The 24,722-nt window shown below is 64.5% G+C and carries 24 protein-coding genes; 9 read left to right on the forward strand and 15 right to left on the reverse strand.

Annotation, left to right across the window (positions count from 1 at the left end; translation table 11 throughout):
• Window positions 1–69 precede the first annotated feature (69 nt).
• The 4 genes from bla to Y882_RS06555 all read left to right on the forward strand — a co-directional run bounded on the left by bla (window position 70) and on the right by Y882_RS06555 (window position 5,469).
• The gene (gene bla / locus Y882_RS06540; protein WP_244466268.1) at window positions 70–1,059 is read left to right on the forward strand and encodes a class A beta-lactamase; all 990 of its coding nucleotides are present in this window, start codon (window positions 70–72) and stop codon (window positions 1,057–1,059) included.
• Between the two features lie 71 nt (window positions 1,060–1,130).
• Window positions 1,131–1,526, forward strand: a complete 396-nt coding sequence (locus tag Y882_RS06545; RefSeq protein WP_046971100.1) for an MAPEG family protein — start codon at window positions 1,131–1,133, stop codon at window positions 1,524–1,526.
• A 347-nt stretch (window positions 1,527–1,873) separates the two neighbouring features.
• On the forward strand, window positions 1,874–2,647 hold the full coding sequence (locus tag Y882_RS06550) for an iron-containing redox enzyme family protein (RefSeq protein WP_046971101.1): 774 nt from the start codon (window positions 1,874–1,876) through the stop codon (window positions 2,645–2,647).
• Window positions 2,648–2,718: 71 nt separating this feature from the next.
• Window positions 2,719–5,469: a putative bifunctional diguanylate cyclase/phosphodiesterase gene (locus Y882_RS06555; RefSeq protein ID WP_046971102.1), complete on the forward strand. Its 2,751-nt coding sequence runs from the start codon at window positions 2,719–2,721 to the stop codon at window positions 5,467–5,469.
• 3 nt (window positions 5,470–5,472) lie between these two features.
• Here the strand turns inward: Y882_RS06555 and msrA are convergent, their stop codons facing one another.
• A complete protein-coding gene (gene msrA / locus Y882_RS06560) occupies window positions 5,473–6,177 on the reverse strand; it encodes a peptide-methionine (S)-S-oxide reductase MsrA (RefSeq protein ID WP_046971103.1) in 705 nt (234 codons plus the stop codon).
• 179 nt (window positions 6,178–6,356) lie between these two features.
• On the opposite strand from msrA, the gene Y882_RS06565 reads away from it, so the two are divergent.
• Window positions 6,357–7,181, forward strand: a complete 825-nt coding sequence (locus Y882_RS06565; RefSeq protein WP_046971104.1) for an arylamine N-acetyltransferase family protein — start codon at window positions 6,357–6,359, stop codon at window positions 7,179–7,181.
• Here Y882_RS06565 and Y882_RS06570 read toward each other — a convergent pair whose 3' ends face one another.
• From Y882_RS06570 to Y882_RS06595, 6 genes are all read right to left on the reverse strand, one after another.
• Complete coding sequence (locus tag Y882_RS06570; protein ID WP_046971105.1) at window positions 7,182–7,403, reverse strand: RNA-binding S4 domain-containing protein; 222 nt, start codon at window positions 7,401–7,403, stop codon at window positions 7,182–7,184.
• A 14-nt stretch (window positions 7,404–7,417) separates the two neighbouring features.
• A complete protein-coding gene (locus tag Y882_RS06575; RefSeq protein ID WP_046971106.1) occupies window positions 7,418–7,852 on the reverse strand; it encodes a barstar family protein in 435 nt (144 codons plus the stop codon).
• Window positions 7,849–8,307 carry a guanyl-specific ribonuclease gene (locus Y882_RS06580; RefSeq protein ID WP_046971107.1) on the reverse strand — a complete coding sequence of 153 codons (459 nt, stop codon included), beginning with the start codon at window positions 8,305–8,307 and terminating at the stop codon, window positions 7,849–7,851. Before Y882_RS06580 ends, Y882_RS06575 begins: the two co-directional genes overlap by 4 nt.
• A 63-nt stretch (window positions 8,308–8,370) precedes the next feature.
• Window positions 8,371–9,213: a DUF72 domain-containing protein gene (locus Y882_RS06585; RefSeq protein ID WP_046971108.1), complete on the reverse strand. Its 843-nt coding sequence runs from the start codon at window positions 9,211–9,213 to the stop codon at window positions 8,371–8,373.
• Window positions 9,214–9,297: 84 nt separating this feature from the next.
• The gene (locus Y882_RS06590) at window positions 9,298–10,113 is read right to left on the reverse strand and encodes an AraC family transcriptional regulator (RefSeq protein ID WP_046971109.1); all 816 of its coding nucleotides are present in this window, start codon (window positions 10,111–10,113) and stop codon (window positions 9,298–9,300) included.
• A gap of 49 nt (window positions 10,114–10,162) precedes the next feature.
• A complete protein-coding gene (locus tag Y882_RS06595) occupies window positions 10,163–12,598 on the reverse strand; it encodes a DUF3772 domain-containing protein (RefSeq protein ID WP_046971110.1) in 2,436 nt (811 codons plus the stop codon).
• An 86-nt stretch (window positions 12,599–12,684) separates the two neighbouring features.
• Here Y882_RS06595 and nfi point away from each other — a divergent pair, with 86 nt between their 5' ends.
• Window positions 12,685–13,374 (forward strand): deoxyribonuclease V, encoded by a 690-nt coding sequence (nfi, locus tag Y882_RS06600; RefSeq protein ID WP_046971111.1) that lies wholly within the window; start codon window positions 12,685–12,687, stop codon window positions 13,372–13,374.
• An 84-nt stretch (window positions 13,375–13,458) separates the two neighbouring features.
• Here nfi and Y882_RS06605 read toward each other — a convergent pair whose 3' ends face one another.
• The gene (locus tag Y882_RS06605) at window positions 13,459–14,103 is read right to left on the reverse strand and encodes a PadR family transcriptional regulator (protein ID WP_082120966.1); all 645 of its coding nucleotides are present in this window, start codon (window positions 14,101–14,103) and stop codon (window positions 13,459–13,461) included.
• A 292-nt stretch (window positions 14,104–14,395) separates the two neighbouring features.
• On the opposite strand from Y882_RS06605, the gene Y882_RS06610 reads away from it, so the two are divergent.
• Window positions 14,396–16,252 (forward strand): ABC transporter ATP-binding protein, encoded by a 1,857-nt coding sequence (locus tag Y882_RS06610; RefSeq protein ID WP_046971152.1) that lies wholly within the window; start codon window positions 14,396–14,398, stop codon window positions 16,250–16,252.
• Between the two features lie 131 nt (window positions 16,253–16,383).
• On the forward strand, window positions 16,384–16,917 hold the full coding sequence (locus tag Y882_RS06615; RefSeq protein WP_046971113.1) for a DUF6496 domain-containing protein: 534 nt from the start codon (window positions 16,384–16,386) through the stop codon (window positions 16,915–16,917).
• Between the two features lie 3 nt (window positions 16,918–16,920).
• Here the strand turns inward: Y882_RS06615 and Y882_RS06620 are convergent, their stop codons facing one another.
• From Y882_RS06620 to Y882_RS06635, 4 genes are all read right to left on the reverse strand, one after another.
• The gene (locus Y882_RS06620) at window positions 16,921–17,364 is read right to left on the reverse strand and encodes a PaaI family thioesterase (protein ID WP_244466272.1); all 444 of its coding nucleotides are present in this window, start codon (window positions 17,362–17,364) and stop codon (window positions 16,921–16,923) included.
• A gap of 2 nt (window positions 17,365–17,366) precedes the next feature.
• Window positions 17,367–17,960, reverse strand: coding sequence for a TetR/AcrR family transcriptional regulator (locus tag Y882_RS06625; protein WP_046971115.1), 594 nt, complete (start codon window positions 17,958–17,960; stop codon window positions 17,367–17,369).
• 83 nt (window positions 17,961–18,043) lie between these two features.
• Window positions 18,044–18,670 carry a cytochrome b gene (locus tag Y882_RS06630; protein ID WP_046971116.1) on the reverse strand — a complete coding sequence of 209 codons (627 nt, stop codon included), beginning with the start codon at window positions 18,668–18,670 and terminating at the stop codon, window positions 18,044–18,046.
• Window positions 18,670–19,755 carry a catalase family peroxidase gene (locus Y882_RS06635; protein WP_046971117.1) on the reverse strand — a complete coding sequence of 362 codons (1,086 nt, stop codon included), beginning with the start codon at window positions 19,753–19,755 and terminating at the stop codon, window positions 18,670–18,672. Before Y882_RS06635 ends, Y882_RS06630 begins: the two co-directional genes overlap by 1 nt.
• A 398-nt stretch (window positions 19,756–20,153) precedes the next feature.
• On the opposite strand from Y882_RS06635, the gene Y882_RS06640 reads away from it, so the two are divergent.
• Complete coding sequence (locus Y882_RS06640) at window positions 20,154–21,308, forward strand: acyltransferase family protein (protein ID WP_046971118.1); 1,155 nt, start codon at window positions 20,154–20,156, stop codon at window positions 21,306–21,308.
• A gap of 80 nt (window positions 21,309–21,388) precedes the next feature.
• Here the strand turns inward: Y882_RS06640 and Y882_RS06645 are convergent, their stop codons facing one another.
• The 3 genes from Y882_RS06645 to Y882_RS06655 form a co-directional block, all read right to left on the reverse strand.
• A complete protein-coding gene (locus Y882_RS06645) occupies window positions 21,389–22,363 on the reverse strand; it encodes a GlxA family transcriptional regulator (RefSeq protein WP_046971119.1) in 975 nt (324 codons plus the stop codon).
• A gap of 258 nt (window positions 22,364–22,621) precedes the next feature.
• Window positions 22,622–23,182 carry a sigma factor-like helix-turn-helix DNA-binding protein gene (locus tag Y882_RS06650; protein WP_046971120.1) on the reverse strand — a complete coding sequence of 187 codons (561 nt, stop codon included), beginning with the start codon at window positions 23,180–23,182 and terminating at the stop codon, window positions 22,622–22,624.
• A gap of 153 nt (window positions 23,183–23,335) precedes the next feature.
• Window positions 23,336–24,370, reverse strand: coding sequence for an alpha/beta hydrolase (locus Y882_RS06655; RefSeq protein ID WP_046971121.1), 1,035 nt, complete (start codon window positions 24,368–24,370; stop codon window positions 23,336–23,338).
• Between the last annotated feature and the right edge of the window lie 352 nt (window positions 24,371–24,722).

Raw genomic sequence — 24,722 nt, forward strand, 5'->3', positions numbered from 1 at the left:
AGTGACGGGGTCATCCAGATACAGAAGGGATTCTCCATGGCTCTTTCGACCGCCCTCCGGGCTTGTTTGATGCCGGTATTTGCGATCGCCTGCGTGGCTGCGTCGGGCATGTCGCTCGCGGCCAGCCCACCGTCGGTAACCCCAACGAACGAGCCGCTTCAGCATGCGTTGGATGCCCTGGCGCAGCGTGCGCGGCCGGGCACCCTGGGCGTGGCCGTGCTCGACTTGAAGTCGGGCGCAGCGGCGGGCGTCGATGCGGATCGCGCGTTCCCGATGATGAGCGTGTTCAAGGCGCCGGTGGCCGCTGCGGTGCTGTCGCGGATTGACGATGGCTCGTTGTCGCTGCAGCAGTCAGTGACGGTGACGCGCGATCAGGTGATGGGAGGCTCGGCGATCCCGTCCCTGGGCGCGCACTTCCACGGTGAGCGCATGAGCTTCACCGTCGAGCAGCTGTTGAAAGCCGCGGTGACCGAGAGCGACAACACGGCGGTCAATGCCTTGATACGCGTCGCGGGTGGCCCCGGCGTGGTGACGACGTATCTGCACGCGCACGGCATCGATGGCATGCGCGTGGATGTGGACGAGGCGGGCATCGCGCAGGTGTTTCACGGTCTGCGTCCGGGCGAACTGCCGCCGGCGCACGAAAGCGACGCGGCCGCGGACCAGCGTTTCCAGTCGGGCTATCAGGCCTTTCTCGCCGACCCGCGCAATCGCAGCACGCCGGATGCGGCGATCGCGTTCCTGCGCAAGCTGGTCCAGGGCGAGCTGCTGTCGCCGGTATCGACGCAGCGCCTGCTCGCGCTGATGGAAGCGCAAACGATCCCGAACCGCCTGCGCGCGGGCTTGCCTGCGGGCCTGCGGTTTGCCGACAAGACCGGTACGTCCGGCTCGCTGGGCAAGCGCACGGCTGCCTTCAACGATATCGGCATCATTCGCTGGCCCGACGGCCACACCGTGCTGGTGGCGGCCTTCCTGATGGATTCACCAGCGAGCGACCCGCAGCGTGCTGCGCTGTTTGCCGATATGGCGCGAACCGTGGCGTCTTCTGTCCAGCCTTAGGGCCGCCTCGGTGGTGCCGGGCTCCGGCCGGGCGCATGATGTCGCCACATCATCCAACCAGGAGTGGCGATATGCCGGTCGAACTGAAGATGTTGGCGTGGTCGATTGTGTTGGGTCTGGTCTACGTGGTGGTTGCCGTCACGCTCGCCACCATGCAGCGAGGCCTGGCCTGGAGTGCCAGCAATCGCACCGGCGAAGCCCCGCTTACCGGCGCCGCCGACCGGACCAGTCGGGCCTGCCGTAATTTTCTCGAGACCTTCGCGTTTTTCGCGGCCGCGGTGCTGGTCGTGGTGGTGGGGCAGCGCACCACGGGCACGACCGCGCTTGGTGCACAGATCTACTTCTGGGCACGGGTAATCTACCTGCCGGTTTTTGCGGCCGGCATTCCTTACCTGCGCACCTTGATCTGGGCCGGGTCGGTGGTCGGCCTGGTGATGATTTTGTCCGGCGTGTTCGGTTCGAATTGACGAAACGCGCGCCTCGCGACTGATCGCCGGGTGCCATCGGCGGCGGCGCGGGGCGCGCGTTTGTCTATCGCGGCAACGCTGCTTGATTCGTCGGGTGCTGCGTCAAAATCTTGGCGCGCGCCAGTATTTCGTCGTCAGTTTTCCGCCAGGATGGTGCCGGGGCTTCCTTGGCTGATTTTTACTTTTTCTCTGTTAATCAATCACTTGCGTGCATTTTGCCAGGTAGCTTCGCGAACTGGCGTTCGCAAGCCATTCGAGGCGTGACCACACTGGTAGTCCGGCACGGCTTGTGTCGGGCCGCCGGCCAGGGTCCGGCGGTTTCCTTGAATGACGACTGGAGAAACTGCATGAACACCAACAATGTACGCACCGGCTCGCTGACCGAACTGTCCAGCTACCCGAAATGGGCACGCGACATGATCGAAGCCTGCGAACCCGCCCGCCGGAGCGTCCGCGACCACGTGATGTGGGACATGATGAGCGAAGGTAGTATCGACTTGGCTACCGTGCGCAACTTCATGGTCGGCACCTGGTCGCTGATCGAGCGCTTCCCGGGCTTCATGGCCTTGAGCCTGCTCAAGACGCGTTATGGACGCAGTGCCGGCGACAACATGGCCCGACGCTGGCTGGTCCGCAACATCCGCGTGGAGCAGAACCATGCCGAGTACTGGCTGGATTGGGCCGAGGGCTCTGGCGTGTCGCGCGAGGAAGTGCTCGACGGCCTGCCGCCCCGCGGCACCCAGACAGCCGCGGAGTGGTGCCACGACGTCTGCGCCCGCGACACGCTGGCTGCCGGTATCGCGGCCACCAACTACGCGATCGAAGGCGTCACCGGCGAATGGTCCCAGAAGGTGTTTGACAGCGTGGCCTACGCCAACAGCCTGCCGGCGGCCGGCCGCAAGTCGACCCTGCGTTGGCTTCAGCTACACGCCGCTTATGACGATACTCATCCGTGGGAGGCGCTGGAGATCGTCTGCACCCTGATGGGCAGCCAGCCCGCGGAGGAGGAAGTGGAGCATCTGCGTGAATGCATCGAGCGCAGCTACGTGAGCCTGCACTATGGTCTCGAGCGTTGTCTGGTGCAGCACGCGGTGAACGAAGTGGCAGAGCAAGCGGCGTAAAGGGGATCTCGTCGTCGACAGCGTGACGGGACGAGATGTAGCTTTATGGAGTGGTCGTGTAAAAGGACGCCATGGATTTGATCCGTAGCACCTCTCCAAGACCGCTGTCCCGGCGCTTGAGGCCACTGGCCTATGGGCTGGTGGCCGTCATCGGCCTGATTCTCATGCTTACCTGGGGAGCCCTCCAGGTCCAGGTCACTCTCGCCGGTTTCCTCAACGGCGAGAGTGTCTGGAGCAAGGCGCAGAAGCAGGCGGTGGTGGACCTGCTCGGCTATGCCCAGTCCGGCGATGCTGCCCGGCTGGCGGCCTTTCGCCGAAACTACGAGTTGCTGTCGTCCGACGGCTGGGCGCGTGACGCGATCGCCTCGGGCCATTACGACCGCAAGCTGATCCATGAGGCGTTCCAGCGCGGCAAGATCCTGCCGCAGGCCGAGCCCGGCATGATCTTCATGCTGCGCTGCTGCACGGACGTGCAGCACATGCACGAAGCCGTATCGCTATGGCGCGCCGCCGATGGTCCGCTGGGCCAACTCGATGGCGTGGCCAAGGAATTGAGCGAAGCCTATGCGCGCGGACAGCCCGAGCCGGCATGGCTGCAGTGGCAGCTCGACCGCATCAACGGGCTCAACAACGATCTGGAGCCGCTCACCAACGGTTTCTCGCTGGAGGTGGCGCAGGGCGCGATCTGGCTCGGCAGGGTGCTGTTCGCGGCGGTGTTCCTCACCGCCTGCATCGCCTCCCTGCTGTGGCTGCGCATGGCCCAGCGCATCCTCTTGCGCATCCGCGGCACCGAAGAGCGCTACAGCACGCTGTTCAACAGCGCCGCCGACGCCATCCTGATGGTGGACGACGAAAGCGGGCGCATCCTGGAGGCCAACCGCACCGCCATGCAGTGGACCGGCCGCGACGTGGACAAGCTCACCGGCGAAGCGCTGTCCACTTTCTTTACGCCGCTGCTGCATCGCGCCGATGGCGCCGTCACCGGCGAGTTGCGCATGGCCGACGGCGAATTGCGTCCGGTGGAGATGCGCAGCAGCGTGACCCACTGGGGATCGCAGAGCGTGCGGCAGTCGATCCTGCGCGATATCACCGAACGGGTGAACCTGGAGCAGCAGCGACGCATCGCCTCGGAGGCGCTGGCCAGCATCGCCGAGGGTGTGATCATCGCCGAGGCGGATCGGCGCGTGACGCGCGTGAACGCCGCGCATATCCGCATGACCGGTTTCACCGTGCAGGCCCTGCAGGGGCTGCGCTTCGACGACCTGCGCTGCCTGGCCGACGGCTCGCCGCTGCCCAACTCGGTGTGGGACGTGATCGAGGCCGAGGGCAACTGGGTCGGCGAAGTGCGCAGTCGCCGCATGGACGGCACCAGCTATCCGGAGCTGCTCAGCATCAGCGCCATCCGCAACCCGGAAGGCGAGGTGCAGCATTACGTGGCGGTGATCAACAACATCAGCACCGCCAAGGCGAACGAGCAGCGCCTGCAATACATGGCCGCGCACGACACGCTTACCGGCCTGCCCAACCGGGCCGAGTTCGAGCGCCGCTGCGTGCAGGCCGTCACCACGGCCGAGCGCGAACGCGGGATGGCCGCCGTGATCTTCATCGACCTGGATGCCTTCAAGGCGGTGAACGACAGCTACACCCACGCCATCGGCGATCACCTGCTGGTGAAAGTGGCCGAGCGCGTCGTCTATGAGCTGGGCGATCACGGCGTGGCGGGCCGCATCGGTGGCGATGAGTTCACCGTGCTGCTGTCGGATCTGCATTCGCGCGAGCAGGCGAGTGCGCTGGCGGGCCGGTTGTTGACGGTGCTGTCGACGCCGTTCGCGGTCGGCGACTACGAACTCGCCCTCAGCGCCAGCATCGGCATCGCCTGTTTTCCGCTCGACGGCACCGACGTGCCCACCCTGATCACCAACGCCGATGCCGCCATGTACGCGGCCAAGACCGAGGAGCGCAACGCGTTCCGCTTCTACTCGCCGCGCATGCAGGCCGATGCACGGCGTCGCATCGCACTGGCCTCGGAGCTGCGCAAGGCGCTGTCGGAGAACGAGTTCCGCTTGATGTACCAGCCCACGGTGGAAATGCGCACCGGCCGCATCGTGGCGGTGGAGGCGCTATTGCGCTGGTATCACCCGCAGCGCGGGCTGATCGCGCCGGGCGAATTCATTCCGATGGCGGAGAAGCTGGGCTTGATCCGGCGCATCGACCAATGGGTGCTGCAGGCCGCGTGCGAGCAGATGTCCGCGTGGGATAAGGCCGGTCTGCCACCGTTGCGCATGGCGGTGAACGTATCGGCGAACTGGTTCGGGCAGGCCAATTTCGTCGACGAAATCCGCATGCTGCTGGAAGCGCGGCGCCTGGCGCCCGAGCGACTGATGCTGGAGATCACCGAGGGGGCGATCCTGCGCCTGGGCGAGGAGATGGAGCGCACCCTGCACGCGCTGCACTCGCTGGGCGTGGGCGTGGCGATCGATGATTTCGGCACCGGCTATTCGTCGATGAGCTACCTGAAGCTGCGCGCCATCGATTACCTGAAGATCGACCAGAGTTTCGTCGCCGGCCTACCCGACGACGTCAGTGACGGCGCCATCGTCGAGTCCATGCTGACGCTGTGCCGCCGCCTCGATATCAGCCCGATTGCCGAAGGCATCGAAACCGAAGAACAGCATCGCTTCCTGCTGCGTGCGGGATGCACCGAAGGGCAGGGCTTCCTGTATTCGCGTCCGGTCGAACCGAACGTGATCGCGCAATTGCTCAGCCCCGGACGGCGCCAGGGCAATTCCCACCTGCGCCTGGTGCCGCCCGAGGCGGGTTGATCGTCAGTGCAGCGTGACGCTGACCAGTTCGCGGTCAGGCTGATAAAGCGTCGGGAACTGCTGCTTCAGATGGGTCACCTTGGGCGCATCGTTGAACACGATGTACGGCTCGTCGGGATGACGCTTCGCATAGTCCTGGTGATAGGACTCCGCGACATAGAAGCCCTTGAGCGGCACCACCTGGGTCACGATGGGATCGCCATAGGCATGCGCGGCGGTCAGCTGCGCGATGTATGCGGTGGCGACGCGCTTTTGGTCGTCGTTGCCATAGAAGATCGCCGAGCGATACTGCGTGCCCACGTCCGGACCCTGGCGATTGAGCTGCGTCGGGTCGGTGGCGACCGAGAAGTAGACCTTCAGCAACTGGCCATAGCTGACCTTGCTCGGGTCGTAGACGATCTTCACGGATTCGGCGTGGCCGGTGTCGCCATCGCTCACGCGATCGTACTCGGCGGTGTTGGCGGCGCCTCCGGAGTAACCGGCCCACACTTTCTTCACGCCTTTGACGTGCTCGAACACCGCCTGCAGGCCCCAGAAACAGCCACCGGCCAAGACGGCGACCTGATCACCCTGGGCAGGCGCGGCGTCGACCGCGGGGTCGGGAAGCACGGTGTTGTCGCCGGCCGCGGCCAGCGTGCAGGCGCCCAGGCCTGCCATCAGAAGTAGGCCCGCGAGGGCGGGAAACAGCTTGAATCGGCGGATGCTCATGAAGGAACGCTCCATCGAGGAGGGGGACGGCATGCCCGCAGCACTGCGCGGGCCTTGCTTCCTTATTCGCCGCCGGGTCGCTTCCGGTTACCTGCATCCTGACAGCTTGCGCCCGGCCGGGTGCGAAGGCCTCGCCAAGGCGGTGTTATCGTGCGGCTTTCTTCGCCAGGGAGGCCGCCATGCCGCATCAGCTTGATCTCGAGGGCTACCTGCAACGCATCGGTTTCGTCGGCGAGCCCAGGGCCGACGTAGCGACCCTGCGCGCACTTGCCACGGCGCATATCGCAGCCATTCCGTTTGAGAATCTCGATCCCCTGACGGACGCGCCGGTATCGCTGGAGCTCGCCGCGATCGAGGCCAAGCTGGTGAACGGCCAGCGCGGCGGCTACTGCTTCGAACAGAATGCGCTGTTCAGCGCGGTGCTGAAGGCGGTGGGCTTCGACGTCACCGGTCTGATCGCCCGCGTGCTGTGGAACCAACCCGAGGACGCCGAGAGCCCGCAGACGCATATGCTGCTGCGCGTGGAAGTGGAGGGCGAGAGCTGGCTGGCCGATGTCGGCTTCGGCAGCATGGCGCTGGGCGGTGCGCTGAGGCTGGTGGTCGACGAGGCGCAGCCCACCTCACTGGAGCCGTTCCGCCTCGTCACGGACGGCGTGCAGTGGCGCATACAGGCGCGGGTGGGCGAGCAGTGGCGCACGCTGTACCGGTTTCGCCTGCAGCCGGCGGAACCGGTCGACTATGTGGTGGGCAACCATTTCACCTCGACCTTCCCGCAGTCGCTGTTCCGGCACAACCTGATCGTCGCGCGCACGCTGGCCGATCGCCGGCTCGCACTGCGCAACCGCGAGTTCGCGATGCATGCCCTGGGGCACGAGTCGGTGCGTCGCACGCTGCAGAACGTCGACGAGATCAAGCGGGTGATCGAGGAACAGTTCGGCATCCGCCTGCCGGCATCGCCGGTGCTGGACGCCAGGCTCGCCGCGCTGCCGATGCCCGAGGCTTGATCAGTCCAGCGCGTTCACGTGGATGACGAAGTCTTCCAGCTGCACCACCTGGCCTGCGTGGATCTTGCAGGTCTTGCGCAGCTCCTGCTGGCCATCCACGTAAACCACGCCCGACGCCACGATGGCCTTGCCCGCGCCGCCGCTGTCGCATAGACCCACCAGCTTGAGCAGCTGGTTGAGTTCCACGTAGTCGCGGTCCAGGTCGAAATCGATCTCTTGCATGGTGATGTGCTTACTCAGTCGTCGGTATCATCAAAAGCGCTTTCGGGCAGCGCGAAGAACACGAAGAACGGGGCGCCGGCGTCCTGCCAGTAGTCCACCGCTTCTTCGAGAATATCCAGCAGGGTATCGAAGTCGTCCTCGTTGCGGCCGCGCATCTGCTCGGCGTGATCGAACAGCAGGATATAGCCAGTCGCCTTGAGCCAGGACAGATCGCGCATGCTGTCGGCCAGCGCATCCCAGTTGCGGCCGAAGTCGGCGGGCAGGCGCAGTGCCTGGGTCAGGCGATCGAACAGCGCTTCGTGATCAGTGTAGTCGGCGAGGCTGACGCGGCATACGCGCAGTCCCTGCATGCCGGCTGCTTCGGCCAGGGGTTCCAGATCCTCGCTGGTGACAAAGAAAATGCCACCGTCTTCGGCATCGCCGAAATCCAGATCAAATTGCGCGCTCATCGGGATACCTCGAACTGGCGAAACGTGCGGTAGTGGTCGTCGGTGTAGTAGTAGATCTGCGGCGGTGTGCCGCCGGTGATGATGCGTCGCGCGCCGCGGTAATCGAGTCCCGGCGTGTCCACCGTGTACTCGTGGTAGTAGCCCTCCGGCTTGGCCGGCAGGCGTCCTTCGCGATTCTGGAACACCACGCCGTCCTGGCGATGTTCGTACGGACCACCGCTGGCGATGCGCCGCAGGATATCGGCCGCTTCCGGCGGCAGGAACGACGGCAGCGTATCGTTGCGTGTCGGCGCGGTGACCGGCGTCGTGGCCTCTTGCGATACCACGCTGTCTTGCGGCGCCGCGGTTGGCGACACCACACCGCCTTGCGGCAGCGGTTCAGAGCTATGACGACCCCACAGCAGCGCCGCCACGGCCAGCACGGCCAGCAGAAGCAAGGGTTTGAGTGCGCGCATCACGAAACGCCTGGTCAGAGTGGCGCGAGTGTAGATCCTCCGGCGCGCCCAGGCACGCCGGCGTCAGCCCTTTTTGTCCACCCGCCGCTGCAGCGACATGGCCGCGGCGGGATTGCGTTCCTTCGCGCTGCTGATGAAGTAGATGAACACGTCGCGCGGCGCCTGGGTTTTCAAAGGCGCCGACACGTGCGGCAGCTCCGGCAGGTCATGGCCCTCGGCCCAGGCGCGTGCGCGCGTGGTCCAGATATCCAGGTCGCCCGATGGATAGCCCGTCTCCAGTTGCGCCTCGCTGCGCATCAGGCGCGCATAGGCAAAATCGCCGGTCAGGTCGGCCAGCGACGGATGCTCGGACGAATCGGTGAACACGGTAGGGATGCGGTACGAACGCGCCAGTTCCACATAGCGTTCATCGAGAAAACTGGGATGGCGCACTTCCAGCACATGGCGCATGGGCCGGCCGTTGAGTTCGCGTGGCAGCAGGTCGAGGAAGGCGGCCAGATCGTTGCCATCGAACGGGCGCGTCGGCGTGAGCTGCCACAGCACCGGCCCCAGGCGATCGCCGAACTCGGCCAGGCCGCCAAACACAAAGCCGTCGATGCCGCGACCGGCGTCGGCCAGCCGCTTGCCTTCGGTGACATAGCGCGGCGCCTTCAACGAGAACACGAAGCCGTCCGGCGTTTCAGCCGCCCATTTCGCATACGTCGTGGGCTTCTGCGCGCCGTAATAGGTGCCGTTGATTTCGATGGCGCGCAGGTGGCGGCTGGCGTATTCCAGTTCCCGTCGCTGCACCAGGCCGGCGGGATAGAAATTGCTACGCCACGGCGCGAAGTTCCAGCCGCCGATGCCGACACGGATACGCGAAGCAGGGCCCTGCGCGATGGCAGGCGAGAACAGGTCGGCAGACATGGCGGGGACTCGACGGGGATGGCCGATCATGCCACGGACCAGATGAAGCTACGCGTGAAGCTGCGTCGGCAATCGATACCGCCTTCAGTCCAGGGGCAGGTGATTCGGATAAGGCCCGCGCGCCGCCATGAACGCGGTAGGCGTCATCCCGGCAAAGTCGCGGAACTCGTGCACCAGGTGCGCCTGGTCGCCGTAGCCGCCGTCGATCGCCACGCCGCTCCAGTCCACGGCGGCCGATCGATACACCGCGTCCACCACATGGCGAAAGCGCATCAGTCGCGCGTAACGCTTCGGCCCCATGCCTACCTGCCGGCGGAATAGACGGCCAAAGCGGTACTCCGACAACCCGATATCGCGCACCAGCGGCCCGATGCGCGCCACTTGCGGCCGTGCGCCGATTTCGCCCAGCGCATGCAGCACCTCGGGCGCCAGTTGCGGCTTGCGCATATGGGCAAGCAGCCATTGCTCCAGCAGGGCCAGTCGCTCGTGCGGGCAGGGCGTGTCCAGCAGCTGCTCGCGCAGGCCGTGGGCGCTGTGGCCGAAGATGTCTTCCAGGCCGATGTCCTGGCCGACCAGCGCCTCGTGGTCTTCGCCGGTGAAGGCATGCGCGCCACCGGGGTGGAACACCGCCCCCATCACGCGCACCTGTTCGGCGGTGTCGATGATCTGGCTGCGCAGGCACGGTCCGCCAATCACCGAGGCGGCGGCGCGCAGGCAACGGCGATCCGCGTCGTCGCTGTAGCTGCGGGTCTCGTTCTCATGGAGGTTGATGATCAGCGCGGCGCCCGGCACCGGCAGCACCCGCTCGAAGTAATGCGCAGCCGGCGGCATGTCCCAATCCCACAGGCGGGAAATCAGGGCGTTGAGCGGCGGCGCAGGTACGACGATGTGGTGTCCCATCGACGGGCTCCGGGTGACGCCTGGAGTTTAGGCCGATGGGTCGACGCTGTCAGGTTGGCTTGCCCGGAAAGACCGTGGTCGGCGGGCTGGGGGGCGTGGCCGGATCGTGCTGCATGGTGCGCACCACCATGTCCTGCGGGGTGGTGAGCGGCAGGTTGGCCTTGCGCAGGCGATCGATGATCTCGAACAGCAGGTCGCTCTTGACCGTGCCCGAATCGCGCGGATTGTTCACGTAGGCGGTGCACACGAACATCATCGAGCCGGAGTCGATGCTGTCCAGCTGCACGGTGGGCGCGGGTGAGTTGAGCGTCACCGAATGATTGCGCAGGATGTCGAAGATGATCTGCCGCACCTTATTCGGATCCGTGCCCAGCGGCATCGGCAGGCGGATCTGCACGCGGCCCTGCGCATTGGCCAGCGTCACGTTGCGCACGTTCTGGGTGATCAGCTGCGAGTTCGGCACGATCACGGTGGAGCGGTCGCCCTGCTGGATCTCGGTGGCGCGGACATTGATGCGCTTGATGTCGCCTTCCACGCCGCTGATGCTCACCCAGTCGCCGACCTTCACCGGCCGCTCGGCCAGCAGGATCAGGCCGGAGATGAAGTTCTGCACGATCGCCTGCAGGCCAAAACCGATACCCACCGACAACGCACTGGCCACCCAGGCGATGCTTTGCACGTCCACCTTCAGCGCGCCCAGCACCAGCACGAAGACCAGGATGCCGCCCACGTAACCGAGCAAGGTCACGATGGACATCTGCATGCCCACGTCCAGCGAGGTTTTCGGCAGCAGCTGCTTGCTCAGCCAGCGCTTGAGCAGGCGCACGATCACGTAACCGACCACCAGCACCACCATCGCATTGAAGATGCTGGTGGGATTGATGGTGAGCGTGCCCAGCGAGAGGCCGTTGAAGATGCGCGTGCCGCGATCCATCAGTTCGTTGGCGCCCGCACCATAGGGCGCCAGGATCAACGGGATGGCGAACATCAGCAGGAACGCACGGCCAACGCCGGAAAGCACGGTCGCGGTCTGTTCCAGCCTGGCCGGCGCGAAGCCGAAATTTTCCTGCAGCCGGATGCCGGTGCGCGAGTCGGGCGAGAGCACCGATTCGCACAAATCGTTGATCAGGTGCATGACCACATATAGCGCGGCGATCAGGAAACCCGCGCGCAGCATCTGGCGCGCCACATAGAAGGCGAGCGCGATATAGCCGGTGAGCACCGAGATCAGGGTGATCAACATGCCCAGGAATGCGCACAGCACCAGCACGCCCACCCAGAGCGGCCTGGATGCGGGCGTCGCGCCGCTGGAGAGCAGGGCGCGGCGCGCACGGCTCATGATCACCAGGGCGTAGGCCACCAGGCCGCCGATCACCGTCGCGGCCAGTGCATTCGCGGCCATGGCGGTGGAAAGGCTGGCGCTGATGTCGTTGGTGACACGCTCGATCACGCCCAGCAGCAAGGCGCTGTATGCCATCAGGCTGGGGAAGGGCCACAGCCGCGTAGCGAGGTTGTCGGAGATCGGCGGCAGGCGCCAGGACGGATGCTTCACCATCAACAGGGCGCGGCCCAGGCCCGCCATGGTCGCGACGTAAAACATCAGGCGCACCAGCGGGCGCACCAGCTCGTCCAGATCCTCGTCGAACACGCCGTTCCAGTTCACCGCCAGATAGATCAGCCACGCGGCGATGCCATAGATCAGGGTCGTGCCGACGGTCACGACGGCGGCCATGGCGCTGCGGCGCAGATGACCCGACGGCAAATAGCGAGCCGCGATGTCCAGCATCTTGTATTCGAAGACGCGCCGCCCACCCGCGAGCAGCAGGACGGCCGCGCTCAGGCAGAGGATGAAGGGCAGGCGATTGGCCGGCTGCCAGGCCTGGGCGAGTGCGCCCTGCACCGACTGCGAGAGCTGCCGGAAATTGCCGCTGTCATCAGGCAGGTTCTGCGCGAAGCGGCTCCAGAACGCCATGCTCAGCGGCGAGGCGCTGCGCTGGCTGATCTGCGCCTGGAACAGATTGCGGCGCAGCGCGGCGATTTCGGTGAGCAGCTGCTGGCTTTCGCGGCTGAGCAGCTTGGACTGGGTCAGCTGCCCGGTAAGGTCGGTCTGATCCTTGGTCAGCTGCTTGCGCTGGGCTGCCACTTCCGGCGTTTCCGCCGGAGCGCCCTTCGCGGGCGCCGGGCCGAGTACATCGAGCTTGGCCTTCAGCGCATCAGCCTGCGGAGCGAGGCTGGTGGTCAACTGGTCGGCCTGCTGCTGGATTGCCTGCGTCTTGCTGCGCGCGCCGGTGAGGATGTCGTCGGTGAGCTTGGACTTGTCGGTCAGCGTTTTCTTGACCTGATCGAGCTGGGTGCTCAATTGATCAGGCGTGGCGAGCACTGTCTGCTGGATCTGCCCGTTGTTCTGGGTGTCCTGGGCCAGTACGGGAGAGGCGCTAGCGACGGCGAATAGAAGGATCAGCAGCAAGCGAGACAGGATAGGCATGCGGGCATGATCCGGACCGGTCCTGAACCGGTCAATGAATAAATGTTTTGACGAGGTGTTCAGGCCCAGGCATTCACGCTGTCTTGATGAGCGCATCGAACCTCGCCAATGCCATGCCCCCGTGGGATGGAAACGTCGCCAAGGCGCGTCTGCTGCAGTCCGAACTGGAGGCGCAGGTGCGGCTGGTGGATGACTACCCGCCGCTGCGCCATGTCGCCGGCGTGGATGTGGGCTTCGAAGACGGCGGTGCGATCACGCGTGCGGCGGCGGTGATGATCGATGCGCAGACGCTGGCGCCGATCGCCGAAGTGGTCGCGCGACAGCCGACGCGCATGCCTTACATCCCCGGGCTGCTCTCGTTTCGCGAGCTGCCTGCGGTGCTGCAAGCCTTGTCGGAGCTGCCGGCATCGCCGGATCTGGTGTTCGTCGATGGGCATGGCGTTGCGCATCCGCGACGGCTAGGCATCGCCGCGCATCTGGGCGTGGTCACCGGCCTGCCGGCCATCGGCGTGGCGAAATCGATCCTGGTGGGCGTGCACGAGGAAGTGGGGCCGCATCGCGGCGACCGTCAGCCGCTGGAAGACAAGGGCGAAGTGATCGGCTGCGTGCTGCGCAGCAAGGATCGCATCCGGCCCCTGATCATTTCTCCGGGGCACCGGGTGAGCATGGCGACGGCGCCGGAACTGGTGCTGGCGTTCGTCACCAAGTATCGATTGCCCGAGCCTACGCGGCTGGCCGATCGGCTGGCGTCGCGTCGGGGAACCGTGCGGCGTTGAGCTTCGCGCGCGCTTGCGCCGCCGCACACACAGGCCCGTCCGCGCCAGCCGAAGTGAACATCGGCCGGCGCAGCGGGCATGGCCTCAGCCATCCTTGTGGCCCTTGGCGATCTCTTCCGCGGCCCTGCGGATGATGTCGCCGATGCGCTTCACCTCATCCGCGTTCCACGGACCGCCGTGCATGAACAGGGCACGCTTGAGGCTGTGCATCGCTTCGCGCAAGGCCATCGGGGCGGCGGCGCGGGCAAACATCTTGGCGGTCTGCTCCATGCGCGACATCACCGTATCGACGGCCTCCTTGTTTTCGGCGAGGAAGGCCTGGCCTTCGGCGGTGATGGTGTAGAGCTTCTTGCCGCCGTCGCTCTCCACGCTGGCGTGACCCAGCTCTTCAAGCAGGGTGAGGGTGGGGTAGACCGCGCCGGGGCTGGGCGAGTACGCGCCGTCGAACATCTCCTCGATGGTGCGGATCAGTTCGTAGCCGTGACGCGGCTGTTCGGCGATCAGGGCGAGCAGGATCAGCTTGAGGTCGCCGTGGCCAAACACCCGGCCCCCGCGGAAACGCCCACCCATGCCACCCCAGCCGCCTTCACCCTCGTCGTCCCCGAAACCCCGGCCACGTCCCCGGCCACGGCCCATGCCGATGGCCTCGCGGGCCCAGGCGTCGCGGCCTTCATGGCAGTGGTGGTGGTGAGGTGAGTGGTGGCGATCAAACAAATGACGAAAACCCATGACTAACTCCGATATATCGTAAGTAACAGTCTTAAGATATATCGTGAGTTTCTGAAAATGCAAGGGCGCCCGCCCCCACGACGCCCGGTCCCCTGTGGGAGCGCACCCTGTGCGCGAACGCGGCGCGCGAGCGCCGCCCCAGTTGTTATCCCGCCGCAGTCGCGCACAGGGTGCGCTCCCACAAAAGGCCGGAATCGAGTCGCGCCTTGAAACCCCCGTGACTTGCCTTCACCCAAGTGCTATCAAGCGCCTCCTCCTGCGCCGCCGCCTCCCCAAGGACGACCTCCTCATGCTGTTCCGCTGGTTTGAATCGCTGATCGACGCGTTCCGGGAACCCGTCGACGGCATGCCACCGTCGTCGGTCTGGCGCTTCTATGTGTTCTATCTGCGCCAGGTCTGGCCGGTGTTCGCCGCTGCGCTGGTGGTGGGCTTTGGCGTGGCGCTGGTCGAGGTGTCGCTGTTCGGTTTCATCGGCAGCATCGTGGACATGGCCAAGGGCGCGCCGGTCGCCGACTTCTTCCACCTGCACGGCGATGAATTGCTGTGGATGGGTTTCGTGGCGCTGATTGCGCGGCCGATCCTGATCGGCGCGCACGACCTGCTGGTGAACCAGGCCATCGTGCCCAACCTCACCAACCGCATCCGCTGGCAGAACCACCGCTATGTGATCCGCCAGAGCCTGGGTTTTTTCCAGAACGACTACGCCGGCCGCATCGCCAACCGCATCATGCAGACCTCGGGCGCCTTGCGTGAATCGGCGGTGCAGATCGTGGATGCGATCTGGTACGTGGCGATCTACACCGGCAGCGCCATCTTCATGTTCGCCAAGGCCGATGTGTGGCTGGCCGTGCCGCTGGTGGTGTGGCTCATCGCCTATGTGGCCACGCTGCGCTATTTCGTGCCGCGCACCAAGGAGCGCTCGTGGCGGCAATCGGAGGCACGCTCGCGGCTGATGGGGCGCATCGTCGACGGCTACAGCAATATCCTTACGCTGAAGTTGTTCGCGCATACGCAGCGCGAGGAGGCCTATGTCGCCGACGCGATGGGCGAGCAGATCAAGCGCATGCGCGCCATGACCCGCCTGACCACGGCGATGGACATCACCATCACCACCTTGAACGGCTTTCTGATCGTCGGCACCTCGGCGCTGGCCCTGTGGCTGTGGAGCCAGGGCAAGGTCACGGTGGGCGCGATTGCGCTGAGCACCGGCCTGGTCATCCGCATCAACAACATGTCCGGCTGGATCATGTGGGTGATCAACGGCATCTTCGAGAACGTCGGCACCGTGCAGGACGGCATCGAGACCATCTCCCGTCCGCGCGCTGTGCAGGACCGCGAAGGCGCCATGCCGCTGGAAGTGACCGAAGGCGGCGTGCACTTCGAGAACATCCATTTCCACTATGGCAAGAAAGGCGGCGTGATCGCCGGCCTCGACCTCAAGGTGCGCGGCGGCGAGAAGATCGGCGTGGTCGGCCCGTCAGGCGCGGGCAAATCCACCCTGGTGAATGTCCTGCTGCGCCTCTATGACCTCGAAGCAGGCCGCATCCTGATCGATGGCCAGGACATCGCCCAGGTCGCGCAGGAAAGCCTGCGCGCGCAGATCGGCGTGGTTACCCAGGACACGTCGCTGCTGCATCGCTCGATCCGCGACAACCTGTTGTACGGCCGACCCGATGCTACCGAGGCACAGGTGGTCGAAGCCGTGCGCAAGGCGCGCGCCGAGGAATTCATCCCGCAACTGGTCGATGGCGAAGGTCGCGTGGGTTACGACGCCCACGTCGGCGAACGTGGCGTGAAACTCAGCGGCGGCCAGCGCCAGCGCATCGCCATCGCACGCGTGCTGCTGAAGGACGCACCGATCCTGATCCTGGACGAGGCGACCTCGGCGCTTGACTCGGACGCCGAAGCGGCGATCCAGGACAGCCTGGAAGTGCTGATGCGTGGCAAGACCGTCATCGCGATCGCCCACCGCCTGTCCACCATTGCGCGAATGGATCGCCTGGTGGTGATGGACAAGGGTGAGATCGTGGAAACCGGCACGCACGCGGAACTGATTGCGCGTGGCGGCCTCTATGCGCGCCTCTGGCAGCGCCAGACCGGCGGGTTCGTGGCGGCGGAGGATCCGGCCGAGGACAGCGCGTTGGCGTGAAAGCGCTTGAGCTTGTCGCAGCCACTGCTGCCATCGCTGTGAATAGTCGTTGCAGGCCTGAGCTTTATTTTGTTCCGCATTTCACAGCGCCACCGGCAGCATGGTGGGCGCATTCGCAGTGGAGTTTCGACATGCCTATCGATCGCGCTTTGACCCGCGCCCGCAAAGACCAGCGCCAGGGCAAGTCGGCCAGCACCCAGGCCGGCGAGTTTGTGCGCGAGGAAATCGAGCGCATCCGGGAAGGCGTGCATGGCGCCCGTTCGCCGGAACAGGCCATCGCGATCGGACTGTCGCAGGCGCGCCGCGCCGGCATCGACGTGCCGGCGCAGAAAGGCGCCAAGAGCGCCCGCAAGAAACCGGTAGCCAAGAAGCGCGCCACGACCAAGGCTGCTTCGGCCAAACGCAGCCGCGCCAGCTTGCAGGCGCTCAAGCGCGAGAGCACGGCCTCGGCGTCGCCCGAGGCCTTGTCCAAACACGCGCGCAAGGCCGCAGCCGCACGCACGCCGGCGGAACGTTCCGCTGCCGCGAAGAAGGCGGCACGAACCAAAGGCCCGGCGGTGCGCAAGGCCGCGGCGAAGAAGACCGCCGCGACGGGCGCCAGCAGCCGCGCCGCGGGTGCCGTGCGCGCGGCACGGACGCGTGCCATGCGCTCCCGCGCGCGCTAGATCCTAGCGTTCAAAGATCAGCAGCGTTGAGGTGGCTGTGCCATATAGCCGGCCCTGGGCGTCCATCAGGCTGGCTTCGGCGAAGGCCACGCGGCGCCCGATGGTGCGCACGCGGCCTTCGGCGCGGACGCGACCGGTGTCGCGTGTCATGGCTTTCTGGAAGGTGACCTTGAGTTCCAGCGAGGTATAGGCCTGCTCTGCCGTGAGCCGCGAATGCACCGCGCAGCCGCAGGCCGAATCCAGCAGCGTGGCGAAATAGCCGCCGTGCACGATGCCCATCGGATTGTAGGCGTGCACGCCGGGCGTGCCTTCGAACGCGGCGAAACCTTCGCCGACCTCCACCAGATCGAAATCCAGCGAGTCGCCGATGCCCGGACGCTGGCCGGAAGCGATGAACGCGCGCAGCTGCTCCAGCCCGCTCAAGCCCTGGCCGATCTGGGTGATCATGCTCACGGCGCGGACTCCAGCCCCAGGCGCTGTTTGAGCAGATGCCGCGAGTCGGCCAGGATCGCGTCGGAGCGCTTGGCGTCCGTCTCCACCCGGGCCAGCGACAGCGCGCCGACCAATTCGGACACGGTGGAACGGGCCAGCGTCTGCGGGTCGCTGTAGCCCAGCGCCGTGAAGCGTTCGGCCATCGCGTCGGTGAGACGACGTGCACCATCAGCGAACAGCTCACGGGTCTGTTCGGGCAGACGCGGCAGATCGGATGCCAGCGCGGCCATCGGGCAGCCGCTGGAGCGTGCGTCGCGATGCTTCTTCGACAGGTAGAAGTCGATGTAGTTGGCCAGCCCCTGGGCGGGGGCGTGGCCTTCCATCTCATGCTTCAGGCGCGCGCGCGACTCCTCGAACATCTGCTCGATGGCTGCGGTGACCAGGTCGTCCTTCGACTTGAAGTGCGCATAGAACCCGCCATGGGTGAGCCCGGCCTCGGCCATCACGCCGGCGACGCCAATGCGGTCGGGGCCATCCTGGCGGATCGCCTTGGCGGCGACTTCCAACACCTTGCTGCGAGTTTTCTGTTTGTGCTCGGCGTCGTAACGCATGGCCGCTCCACGTAGTTTGTATGATTTAAATCATACTATTGACAGCGGACACCGCAAGTGGCAGTGCATGAGACGCCGCCATCTCACACACGCGGCGGCTCGCTCGACGGTGGCTCGCTGGCGGTCGGGGTAACGATGACTGGCTCCACAACGACGGTTTCGCGTCGCGGGAAGGTCATGCTGGGCAGCACGTCGTCGCGTCGAATCAGCCCGTGATAGAGCGCAGCGCCCATATGCCCGAGCACAGTGACGAACAGCAGATACGCCAGCCAGCGGTGTGTCACCCGCAGCCAGGCATAGGTTTCACCGTCGAACGACAGCAGCGGCGGCAGATGCCAGGAACCGCCGAGCGAGATCGGGTAACCGCCCGCCGAAAGCATCGCCCAACCCACCAGCGGCAGGGAGAGCATCAGTGCGTACAACACCCAGTGCGAGGCATGCGCCACCCATTGCATCAGCAGCGGCATATCGGCCGGCAAGGGCGGTGGCGGATGACGCCAGCGCACGGCCAGGCGGATCAGGGCGAGCACGAAGATGGTCACGCCCAGCGGCTTGTGGAGGGCGAGCAGCCATTGGTGTTTTTCCGACACGGTCGACACCATGCCCACGCCGACGAACAGCATGGTGAGTATCAACAAGGCCATCAGCCAGTGCAGCAGGCGCGCCAGCGGATGAAAGGCGCCGGGATAGGTAGCGTGCTTGGCGTTCATCACGGGTGCTCCGAAGGCGTGGTCGCGCGCGCGGCGCCGGGGAGATGCGCTTCTTCGCTGGTGCGGCGCAGATAGGACACCGCGTAGGCCGCAGAGCGCGCCGGCAGCAGCGGGTCATCGGAGATCGCTATGCCCTCGGGGACAATGGTCGGGTCGTAATTCACATCGCGACAGGGGCCGCTGTCCTGCGGCTGCTCGCTTTCGATCACCAGCGTGCCCGCATCAATCGTGTGGCGATCGGCCGGCCATTGCTTGGTCGCGTCATTGGTGGGGTCGCCGGGCTCGGCCAGGGTCACGCGCAGATGCCAACGCAGAGGGCCTTGCGCCAGGCGTTGCTGCAGGTCCTTGGCCAGATAGTCGGGGTCGCCGGCTTGCGGGCCGGTGCCAGCATCGTCCGTCGCGACGGGCGTGACCTTCCAGCGCACCGCATGGCGCTTGCCGGTGCCATCGACGAAGTAGAACGCATTGAGCGCCTCATACGTCTCGGTGACATAGCTCGCCGAAGGCTTGGCGGTCTTCACCCAGGCCAGAAACGCGCCGGTTTCCGGGTGCGAGGCGAAGAAGGCGCCTGCTTTCTTCGGATCGGGCTTGCCGGTGGCCGGGTCGGGCAGGGTAGCCACCAGCTGATCGTAAAACGCCTGCGGCGTCGCCACCGGAAACACCGGCATGCTGTTCATGCCGGTGCGCCATTGTTCGCCATGGGGCAGCGCAAAGCGCAGCGCAAAGCTGCGGATCGGCACGCTGCTGTCGGGCGCATAGGGATTGCCGCCGGGCAGGGCAAAGCGACCGACCACCGGCGTGCGACTGCCGGCCGCAAACACGCTGGCCGTGGAATACGAGGCAGCTTCGCCGTTGCTCTCGAAATAACCCACTACGCACACGCCCTTGGCATGGTTGCGCCGGAAACCGGGATGCACGCCGCCGCCTTCCTGCAACGTATCCACCAATCGACGCGACGACAGCCGCTGCGGCGTGAGCCAGCCGGCCACATAGGCAAACGCGCCGGCCAGCACAACCACCGCAAGGCCGATAAGCGCCCACCGCCAGGGTTGGTTTGAGGGTGGCTGACGAGATGGATCGGTCATGCGGCGCTCCCGGGATCGCTGGTTGGATATCCTCACTTCGTCTGGCGGCAGCAGCCGGTTACCTCGGTGCCGCGCGGCGTCTCCACGCCGGGTGAGCATAGGCTCCGGGGCAGTGAAGGGGTCGTATCGAAGCCGCCATGCCGGAGCCTCTTCGCAGACAGGTTCCTGCGATCGGGATACGGGTGAGTTGGAGCGGCATGGCAACGCATTGGGCCGTGCCGGGCACTAACGGAGCGGAGCGATGGGGCGGTCTCATCGCCGTGAGCGGTACCGATGGACGGTGCCATCCACCCTGCGTGGCCACCTTGGGAGGAAGTCGAACATGCCGGCTTATCCGGGCTTCAAGCTCGCCGTTCGGGTCGCGACATGTTGAACGCGTCGTGCCATCGGCGACGAGCATGAAGCTCACGTTTGCCCATCAATTGCGCGCGATCGCGGCGCTGGCGGTGGTCATCAACCACTATTGGGGAATCTTCTTCGTGCCCGGCGTGCGCGCCCTGATCGGGACGCCGGCGAGCTTTGTGCCGTTGAAGCCGGCCTATACCGAGCATGTATTGTCGCCGGCGTGGGGCGGGTTCCTCTACGGCGCTTTCGGTGTCGCGGTGTTTTTCCTGATCAGCGGGCTGGTCATACCGATCAGCCTGAGGAATATTTCGACCGGTCAATTTCTGATAAGGCGGTTCTTCCGCATTTATCCCGTCTACTGGTGCTGTCTGCTGATCAGCATCGCGATGTACTTCATCTGCTCGTGGTATTGGTCGACGCCGTTGTCGGACCGGATCAGCGTGTCGTTCCTGGCAAGAAACATCCCGCTCGTCCACAGCGCGGCTGGCTTGCCGTCGCTGGATTTCGTGAGCTGGTCACTGGCGGTGGAGCTGAAGTTCTATCTGGTCTTTGCGCTGGTGAACCTGCTCGGAAAAAGCGCGCATCAGGTGATGCTGCTGTCCATTGGTTTTCTGGCCTTGAGTTGCGTGGTCGCCTTCTGCTCGACGCATGGGTTGATTGCCGTCCCCTTTGTGTCATACGCCGTATCGGACACGAAGTATCTCTCCTTCATGTTCCTTGGCTGTCTGTTCTACTACGTGCTCTATCGGGAGCTGAGCGCGAGTGTCGCGCTTGCTTATGGGGCGATCGTCTACGCCTTGTTCGTGACGATCAATGCCTACTACGAACCAGGTCTCTTTGGGGCGCTGACGAAAAACTACACGTATGCCTTGATGCTGTTTTCCCTGTGCTATCTGTTTCGAAGCAGGTTCAGGGCAAACCGGGTCATCGACTTCCTGGCCGACATCAGCTTTCCGCTCTATCTGGTCCACTCCATGATCGGCTACGTCGCCATGCCCATCCTGATCAGCAAGGGCATCGGCTTCACGTTTGCATGGATGATCAGCTTTGGCATGACCGTCCTCGTCGCATGCCTCGCCCACAGGTATGTCGAGATTCCCGTGAACAACTTTGGCAAGAGGCTGTCCAGCCCCAGGGAGAGCGTGGGCTCCCGAGGATTGCCGGTTGGCTTGATGGCCATGGGCGACAACGATCACCGCGCCGGTTGACTACGCGCGCGCCAAACTCAAGGACGCCAGGGCAAACGCTTGGGGCAACGGGTAGAAAGCCGTCATAGCACTTTGACCGCCTAGGTGCGCGCCCGCCGTTTCCGGTATTCCCGTGGCGTGATGCCGAGGTTGCGCTTGAAGGTTGCCAGCATCCGTTGCTCGTCGCCGAAACCGCAACGTCGTGCGATCGATTCGATGCCGTCACTGGTTTCGTCGAGTAGTCGTTGAGCCGCCTCGAGCCGGAAAAGCTCGACGGTCTTCCCCGGACTCCTGCCAATTCTCTTCTTGTAGCTACGTGAAAAATTTCGCGGGCTCATGTGCACGCGATTGGCCAGTGTCTCAATGTTCAAATGCTCATCGGCGTAATGTTCGACCAACCAAAGATGCAGGGCGTCGAACGGGTTGGCGTTCATGGCCTGTGTCTGCAGTGCTTGACTGAACTGCGGCTGCCCTCCCGTCCGCTTGAGGTAGACGATGAGCTTTCGCGAAATCTGCATGGAAAGTTCGTAACCATAATCGTCTTCCACCAAGGCCAGGGCGAGATCGATTCCGGCGGTGAATCCGGCGGACGTCCAAATCGGATCGTCGCGAACGAAGATGGCTTCCTTCTCCACTTCGAGCGTGGGATACGACGAAGCAAGCAGGTCGCGAGCCGCCCAATGGGTGGTTACGCGGCGATGTTGCAGGAGGCCGGCCTCGGCTAGAAGAAAGACTCCGGTGCCGACCGACGCTATTCGGCGCGCCCTGGCTGATGCGTTCTGTAACCACGCCACGATGCGCTTGCTCTGGAGCATGCGTTCGATCTTGCTTGATCCCGGCACGACGATCGTGTCAATCGCAGCCTCATCGAAGTCCGACAATAATTCGGTCTGGATGGGGACTCCCTCGATGCCGACGACCACACCTGCATCGGGGCTTGCGATATGGGTCATATAGCCTGCGCTGCCGCGCAATGGTGGGTAATGCATTGCGGACCGGAATACGGTGAGAGGTCCGACCATGTCCAGCATCAACACGCCATCGAACGCGAGAAATAGGACGCACTTGGTCTGCATACGGCAATCCCCGATGCAACGTTCTGGCTGAGATATGGCTAGCCACCCAATCCGGCCACCGTGGATGTCGCTTATCGAAAGCTGGCTAAGCGGTCACGTCGGGGTTCCGCGCGACGGTTTCCGGACACGGACCCAGGATTGAGAAAGTAGCCACGGCCAGCGGTGGGTGCATGCGGCGTAGCAGTCGCCAAGCCCGATGCGATGACGCTCGCAGGCAAGGCAATGCCATCCCGGGATCGCGTCTTGGCCGTCGGACCATCAACCCATAAACACAGGCAGTACGCTGCGCAAATTGACTCTGGCTTGAAACAGGCGCGCCTTCACTGTGCCCAAAGGTATGCCAGTCATAGTGGCCGCCTCGTCCAAGCTATGGCCTGCGCCGTAAACCAGTTCAAACACCAGGCCCTGGTCCGGGGTAAGGCGGGCCAGGCCGTTCGTGATCCAATCACGCAAGTCGATGCCATCGGGGTCGCTCCAAGGGATGGGGTCGGGCGTGGCGTCATCTCCATTGACGGGTTCGCGATCACGCTGACTCAGCGTCTTGCTTCCCACGCAATAGGCGATGCCAAAAATCCAGGTAGACACGAGTGATGCCTGTTGAAAGTTCGCTGCCTCTTGCCAGACGACCCGGAAGCATTCGTTGATCACCTCATGAATCATTTCAGCGTGTCGGGTCAGGTGGTACAGGAACTCACATAGCCGCTCGTGGTAGCTGCCGTAGAGCGTCGCCAAGGCGTCTCGATCGCCCTGGGCGATCCGCTCAAGAAGCAGCCTGTCCCTGGCTTCGGCGCCTTGCTTTCCTTTGGGGCAGGCATTCATGGGATTTCCGATACCTACGCTTGCCTGCCTGTCGGCGGTGCCGTCTTGAACTCCGACATGGGAGCTTCGATCTCGACATGGCATAAAATGAAGGTCCGCGTCCATGGCAAGAAGGCAGCACCCACACGCTGCCTTCTGTTTCATTCCTTTGAATTACTGTGCCAAATGGGCTTTGATTTCGGCAGACATCTGGCGGATCGCGGCCTGCGGCTCGGGAGCGTCCTGGATGCCGTTCAACAGCACGAAGTCGTGGATCATCCCGTTGTAACGAGTGGCGTTCACCGGGACGCCGGCCTCCTTGAGCTTGCGGGCGTAGGCTTCGCCCTCGTCGCGCAGCGGATCGTTCTCTGCGGTGATAATCAGCGCCGGCGGAAGCCGACTCAACTCGCGCAGGCTGGCGCGCAACGGCGACACATAGGGATTGTCGCGAGTCCTGCTGTCGGATGCGTACAGATCCCAGCCGTATTTCATGAACGCGCGGTCCATAAACCGCCCCGTGCCGAATTCACGGTAAGAGGATGTAGCCATGCCTGCATCGGTGGCTGGCATCATCAGCACCTGATAGCTGATCTTGGGGCCATTGCGATCTTTGGCCATGAGCGCCAGCGCTGCAGACATGTTGCCGCCCACGGAGTTGCCGACCACAGCGATGCGGTTGCCGTCGGCGCCAAATTCGCTCGCGTGGGCCACCACCCATTTGAGTACGGCATAGGATTGATCAAGCTGGGTGGGAAAGCGGGCCTCGGGCAGGGCGGTGTACTCCACAAACACACCGATCTGGCCGGAGCCAACCACCAGGTCGCGCAACAGGCGCTGATGGTTGTGGAAATTTCCGACGATCCACACACCGCCATGAATAAACAGCAGCACGCCCGGCGTACCGGTCACCTGCTCAGGTTTCATGATGTAGATCTTCACCGTCTGACGGTCCTGGGTGATCGTCTGCTCGGTGATCGTTACCCCCGACATGTCGACCAGGGTCTTGTCCTGCAGGCCCGTCAGAATTTCTTGCGGCCTGGGCTGGGGAAGCTCCCAGAATGGACTGGAGTTCTTGTCCAGTTCCCGCAGGAACGCACGAACCTGGGGATCGATGCGGGGATCGGTTGCGGCATCGGGTTCTGCAAAAACGGCTTGTATCATGAGGACTGCTCCCACGGCTCGTGTTGCGATCGAATAGACGCGCTTCATGGTCTTTCTCCATCCAGGAACTGGACGCAGAGAAGCTAGTCCTTGAGCAACGGGCGTCGCTTCTGCCATTTGACCAGTCTGATGACTGGTAGCTCCGGCAGGTTGGGCGTGGATTCGGGCGAGGGGCGCAAGAATCCATCAACGAGTGCCCTGATCGCACCGCGCCATGAACGCACACAAATGGAGCTTGATCGTGAGAACTTTCAGAGCGCAGCAGCACAGCAGCAAAGGCGTGCTGAGACGAACCTGCCTCAGTCGACCCATCATTGCGTTTCACGCATCACGTTCGCTGCGAGCATCGTCAACTCCGGCCTTCGAACAAAGCTGCCACTTCGAGCAACAGATCTGGGCC

It is taken from the genome of Dyella japonica DSM 16301, assembly GCF_001010355.1.
Taxonomy (GTDB): Bacteria; Pseudomonadota; Gammaproteobacteria; order Xanthomonadales; family Rhodanobacteraceae; genus Dyella; species Dyella japonica.

Bases quoted from the DNA above. Each gene is read 5' to 3' on its own strand.
- bla (WP_244466268.1), top strand. From the start codon at position 70: ATGCCGGTATTTGCGATCGCCTGCGTGGCTGCGTCGGGCATGTCGCTC.
- Y882_RS06545 (WP_046971100.1), top strand. From the start codon at position 1,131: ATGCCGGTCGAACTGAAGATGTTGGCGTGGTCGATTGTGTTGGGTCTG.
- Y882_RS06550 (WP_046971101.1), top strand. From the start codon at position 1,874: ATGAACACCAACAATGTACGCACCGGCTCGCTGACCGAACTGTCCAGC.
- Y882_RS06555 (WP_046971102.1), top strand. From the start codon at position 2,719: ATGGATTTGATCCGTAGCACCTCTCCAAGACCGCTGTCCCGGCGCTTG.
- msrA (WP_046971103.1), bottom strand. From the start codon at position 6,177: ATGAGCATCCGCCGATTCAAGCTGTTTCCCGCCCTCGCGGGCCTACTT.
- Y882_RS06565 (WP_046971104.1), top strand. From the start codon at position 6,357: ATGCCGCATCAGCTTGATCTCGAGGGCTACCTGCAACGCATCGGTTTC.
- Y882_RS06570 (WP_046971105.1), bottom strand. From the start codon at position 7,403: ATGCAAGAGATCGATTTCGACCTGGACCGCGACTACGTGGAACTCAAC.
- Y882_RS06575 (WP_046971106.1), bottom strand. From the start codon at position 7,852: ATGAGCGCGCAATTTGATCTGGATTTCGGCGATGCCGAAGACGGTGGC.
- Y882_RS06580 (WP_046971107.1), bottom strand. From the start codon at position 8,307: ATGCGCGCACTCAAACCCTTGCTTCTGCTGGCCGTGCTGGCCGTGGCG.
- Y882_RS06585 (WP_046971108.1), bottom strand. From the start codon at position 9,213: ATGTCTGCCGACCTGTTCTCGCCTGCCATCGCGCAGGGCCCTGCTTCG.
- Y882_RS06590 (WP_046971109.1), bottom strand. From the start codon at position 10,113: ATGGGACACCACATCGTCGTACCTGCGCCGCCGCTCAACGCCCTGATT.
- Y882_RS06595 (WP_046971110.1), bottom strand. From the start codon at position 12,598: ATGCCTATCCTGTCTCGCTTGCTGCTGATCCTTCTATTCGCCGTCGCT.
- nfi (WP_046971111.1), top strand. From the start codon at position 12,685: ATGAGCGCATCGAACCTCGCCAATGCCATGCCCCCGTGGGATGGAAAC.
- Y882_RS06605 (WP_082120966.1), bottom strand. From the start codon at position 14,103: ATGGGTTTTCGTCATTTGTTTGATCGCCACCACTCACCTCACCACCAC.
- Y882_RS06615 (WP_046971113.1), top strand. From the start codon at position 16,384: ATGCCTATCGATCGCGCTTTGACCCGCGCCCGCAAAGACCAGCGCCAG.
- Y882_RS06620 (WP_244466272.1), bottom strand. From the start codon at position 17,364: ATGATCACCCAGATCGGCCAGGGCTTGAGCGGGCTGGAGCAGCTGCGC.
- Y882_RS06625 (WP_046971115.1), bottom strand. From the start codon at position 17,960: ATGCGTTACGACGCCGAGCACAAACAGAAAACTCGCAGCAAGGTGTTG.
- Y882_RS06630 (WP_046971116.1), bottom strand. From the start codon at position 18,670: ATGAACGCCAAGCACGCTACCTATCCCGGCGCCTTTCATCCGCTGGCG.
- Y882_RS06635 (WP_046971117.1), bottom strand. From the start codon at position 19,755: ATGACCGATCCATCTCGTCAGCCACCCTCAAACCAACCCTGGCGGTGG.
- Y882_RS06640 (WP_046971118.1), top strand. From the start codon at position 20,154: ATGAAGCTCACGTTTGCCCATCAATTGCGCGCGATCGCGGCGCTGGCG.
- Y882_RS06645 (WP_046971119.1), bottom strand. From the start codon at position 22,363: ATGCAGACCAAGTGCGTCCTATTTCTCGCGTTCGATGGCGTGTTGATG.
- Y882_RS06650 (WP_046971120.1), bottom strand. From the start codon at position 23,182: ATGAATGCCTGCCCCAAAGGAAAGCAAGGCGCCGAAGCCAGGGACAGG.
- Y882_RS06655 (WP_046971121.1), bottom strand. From the start codon at position 24,370: ATGAAGCGCGTCTATTCGATCGCAACACGAGCCGTGGGAGCAGTCCTC.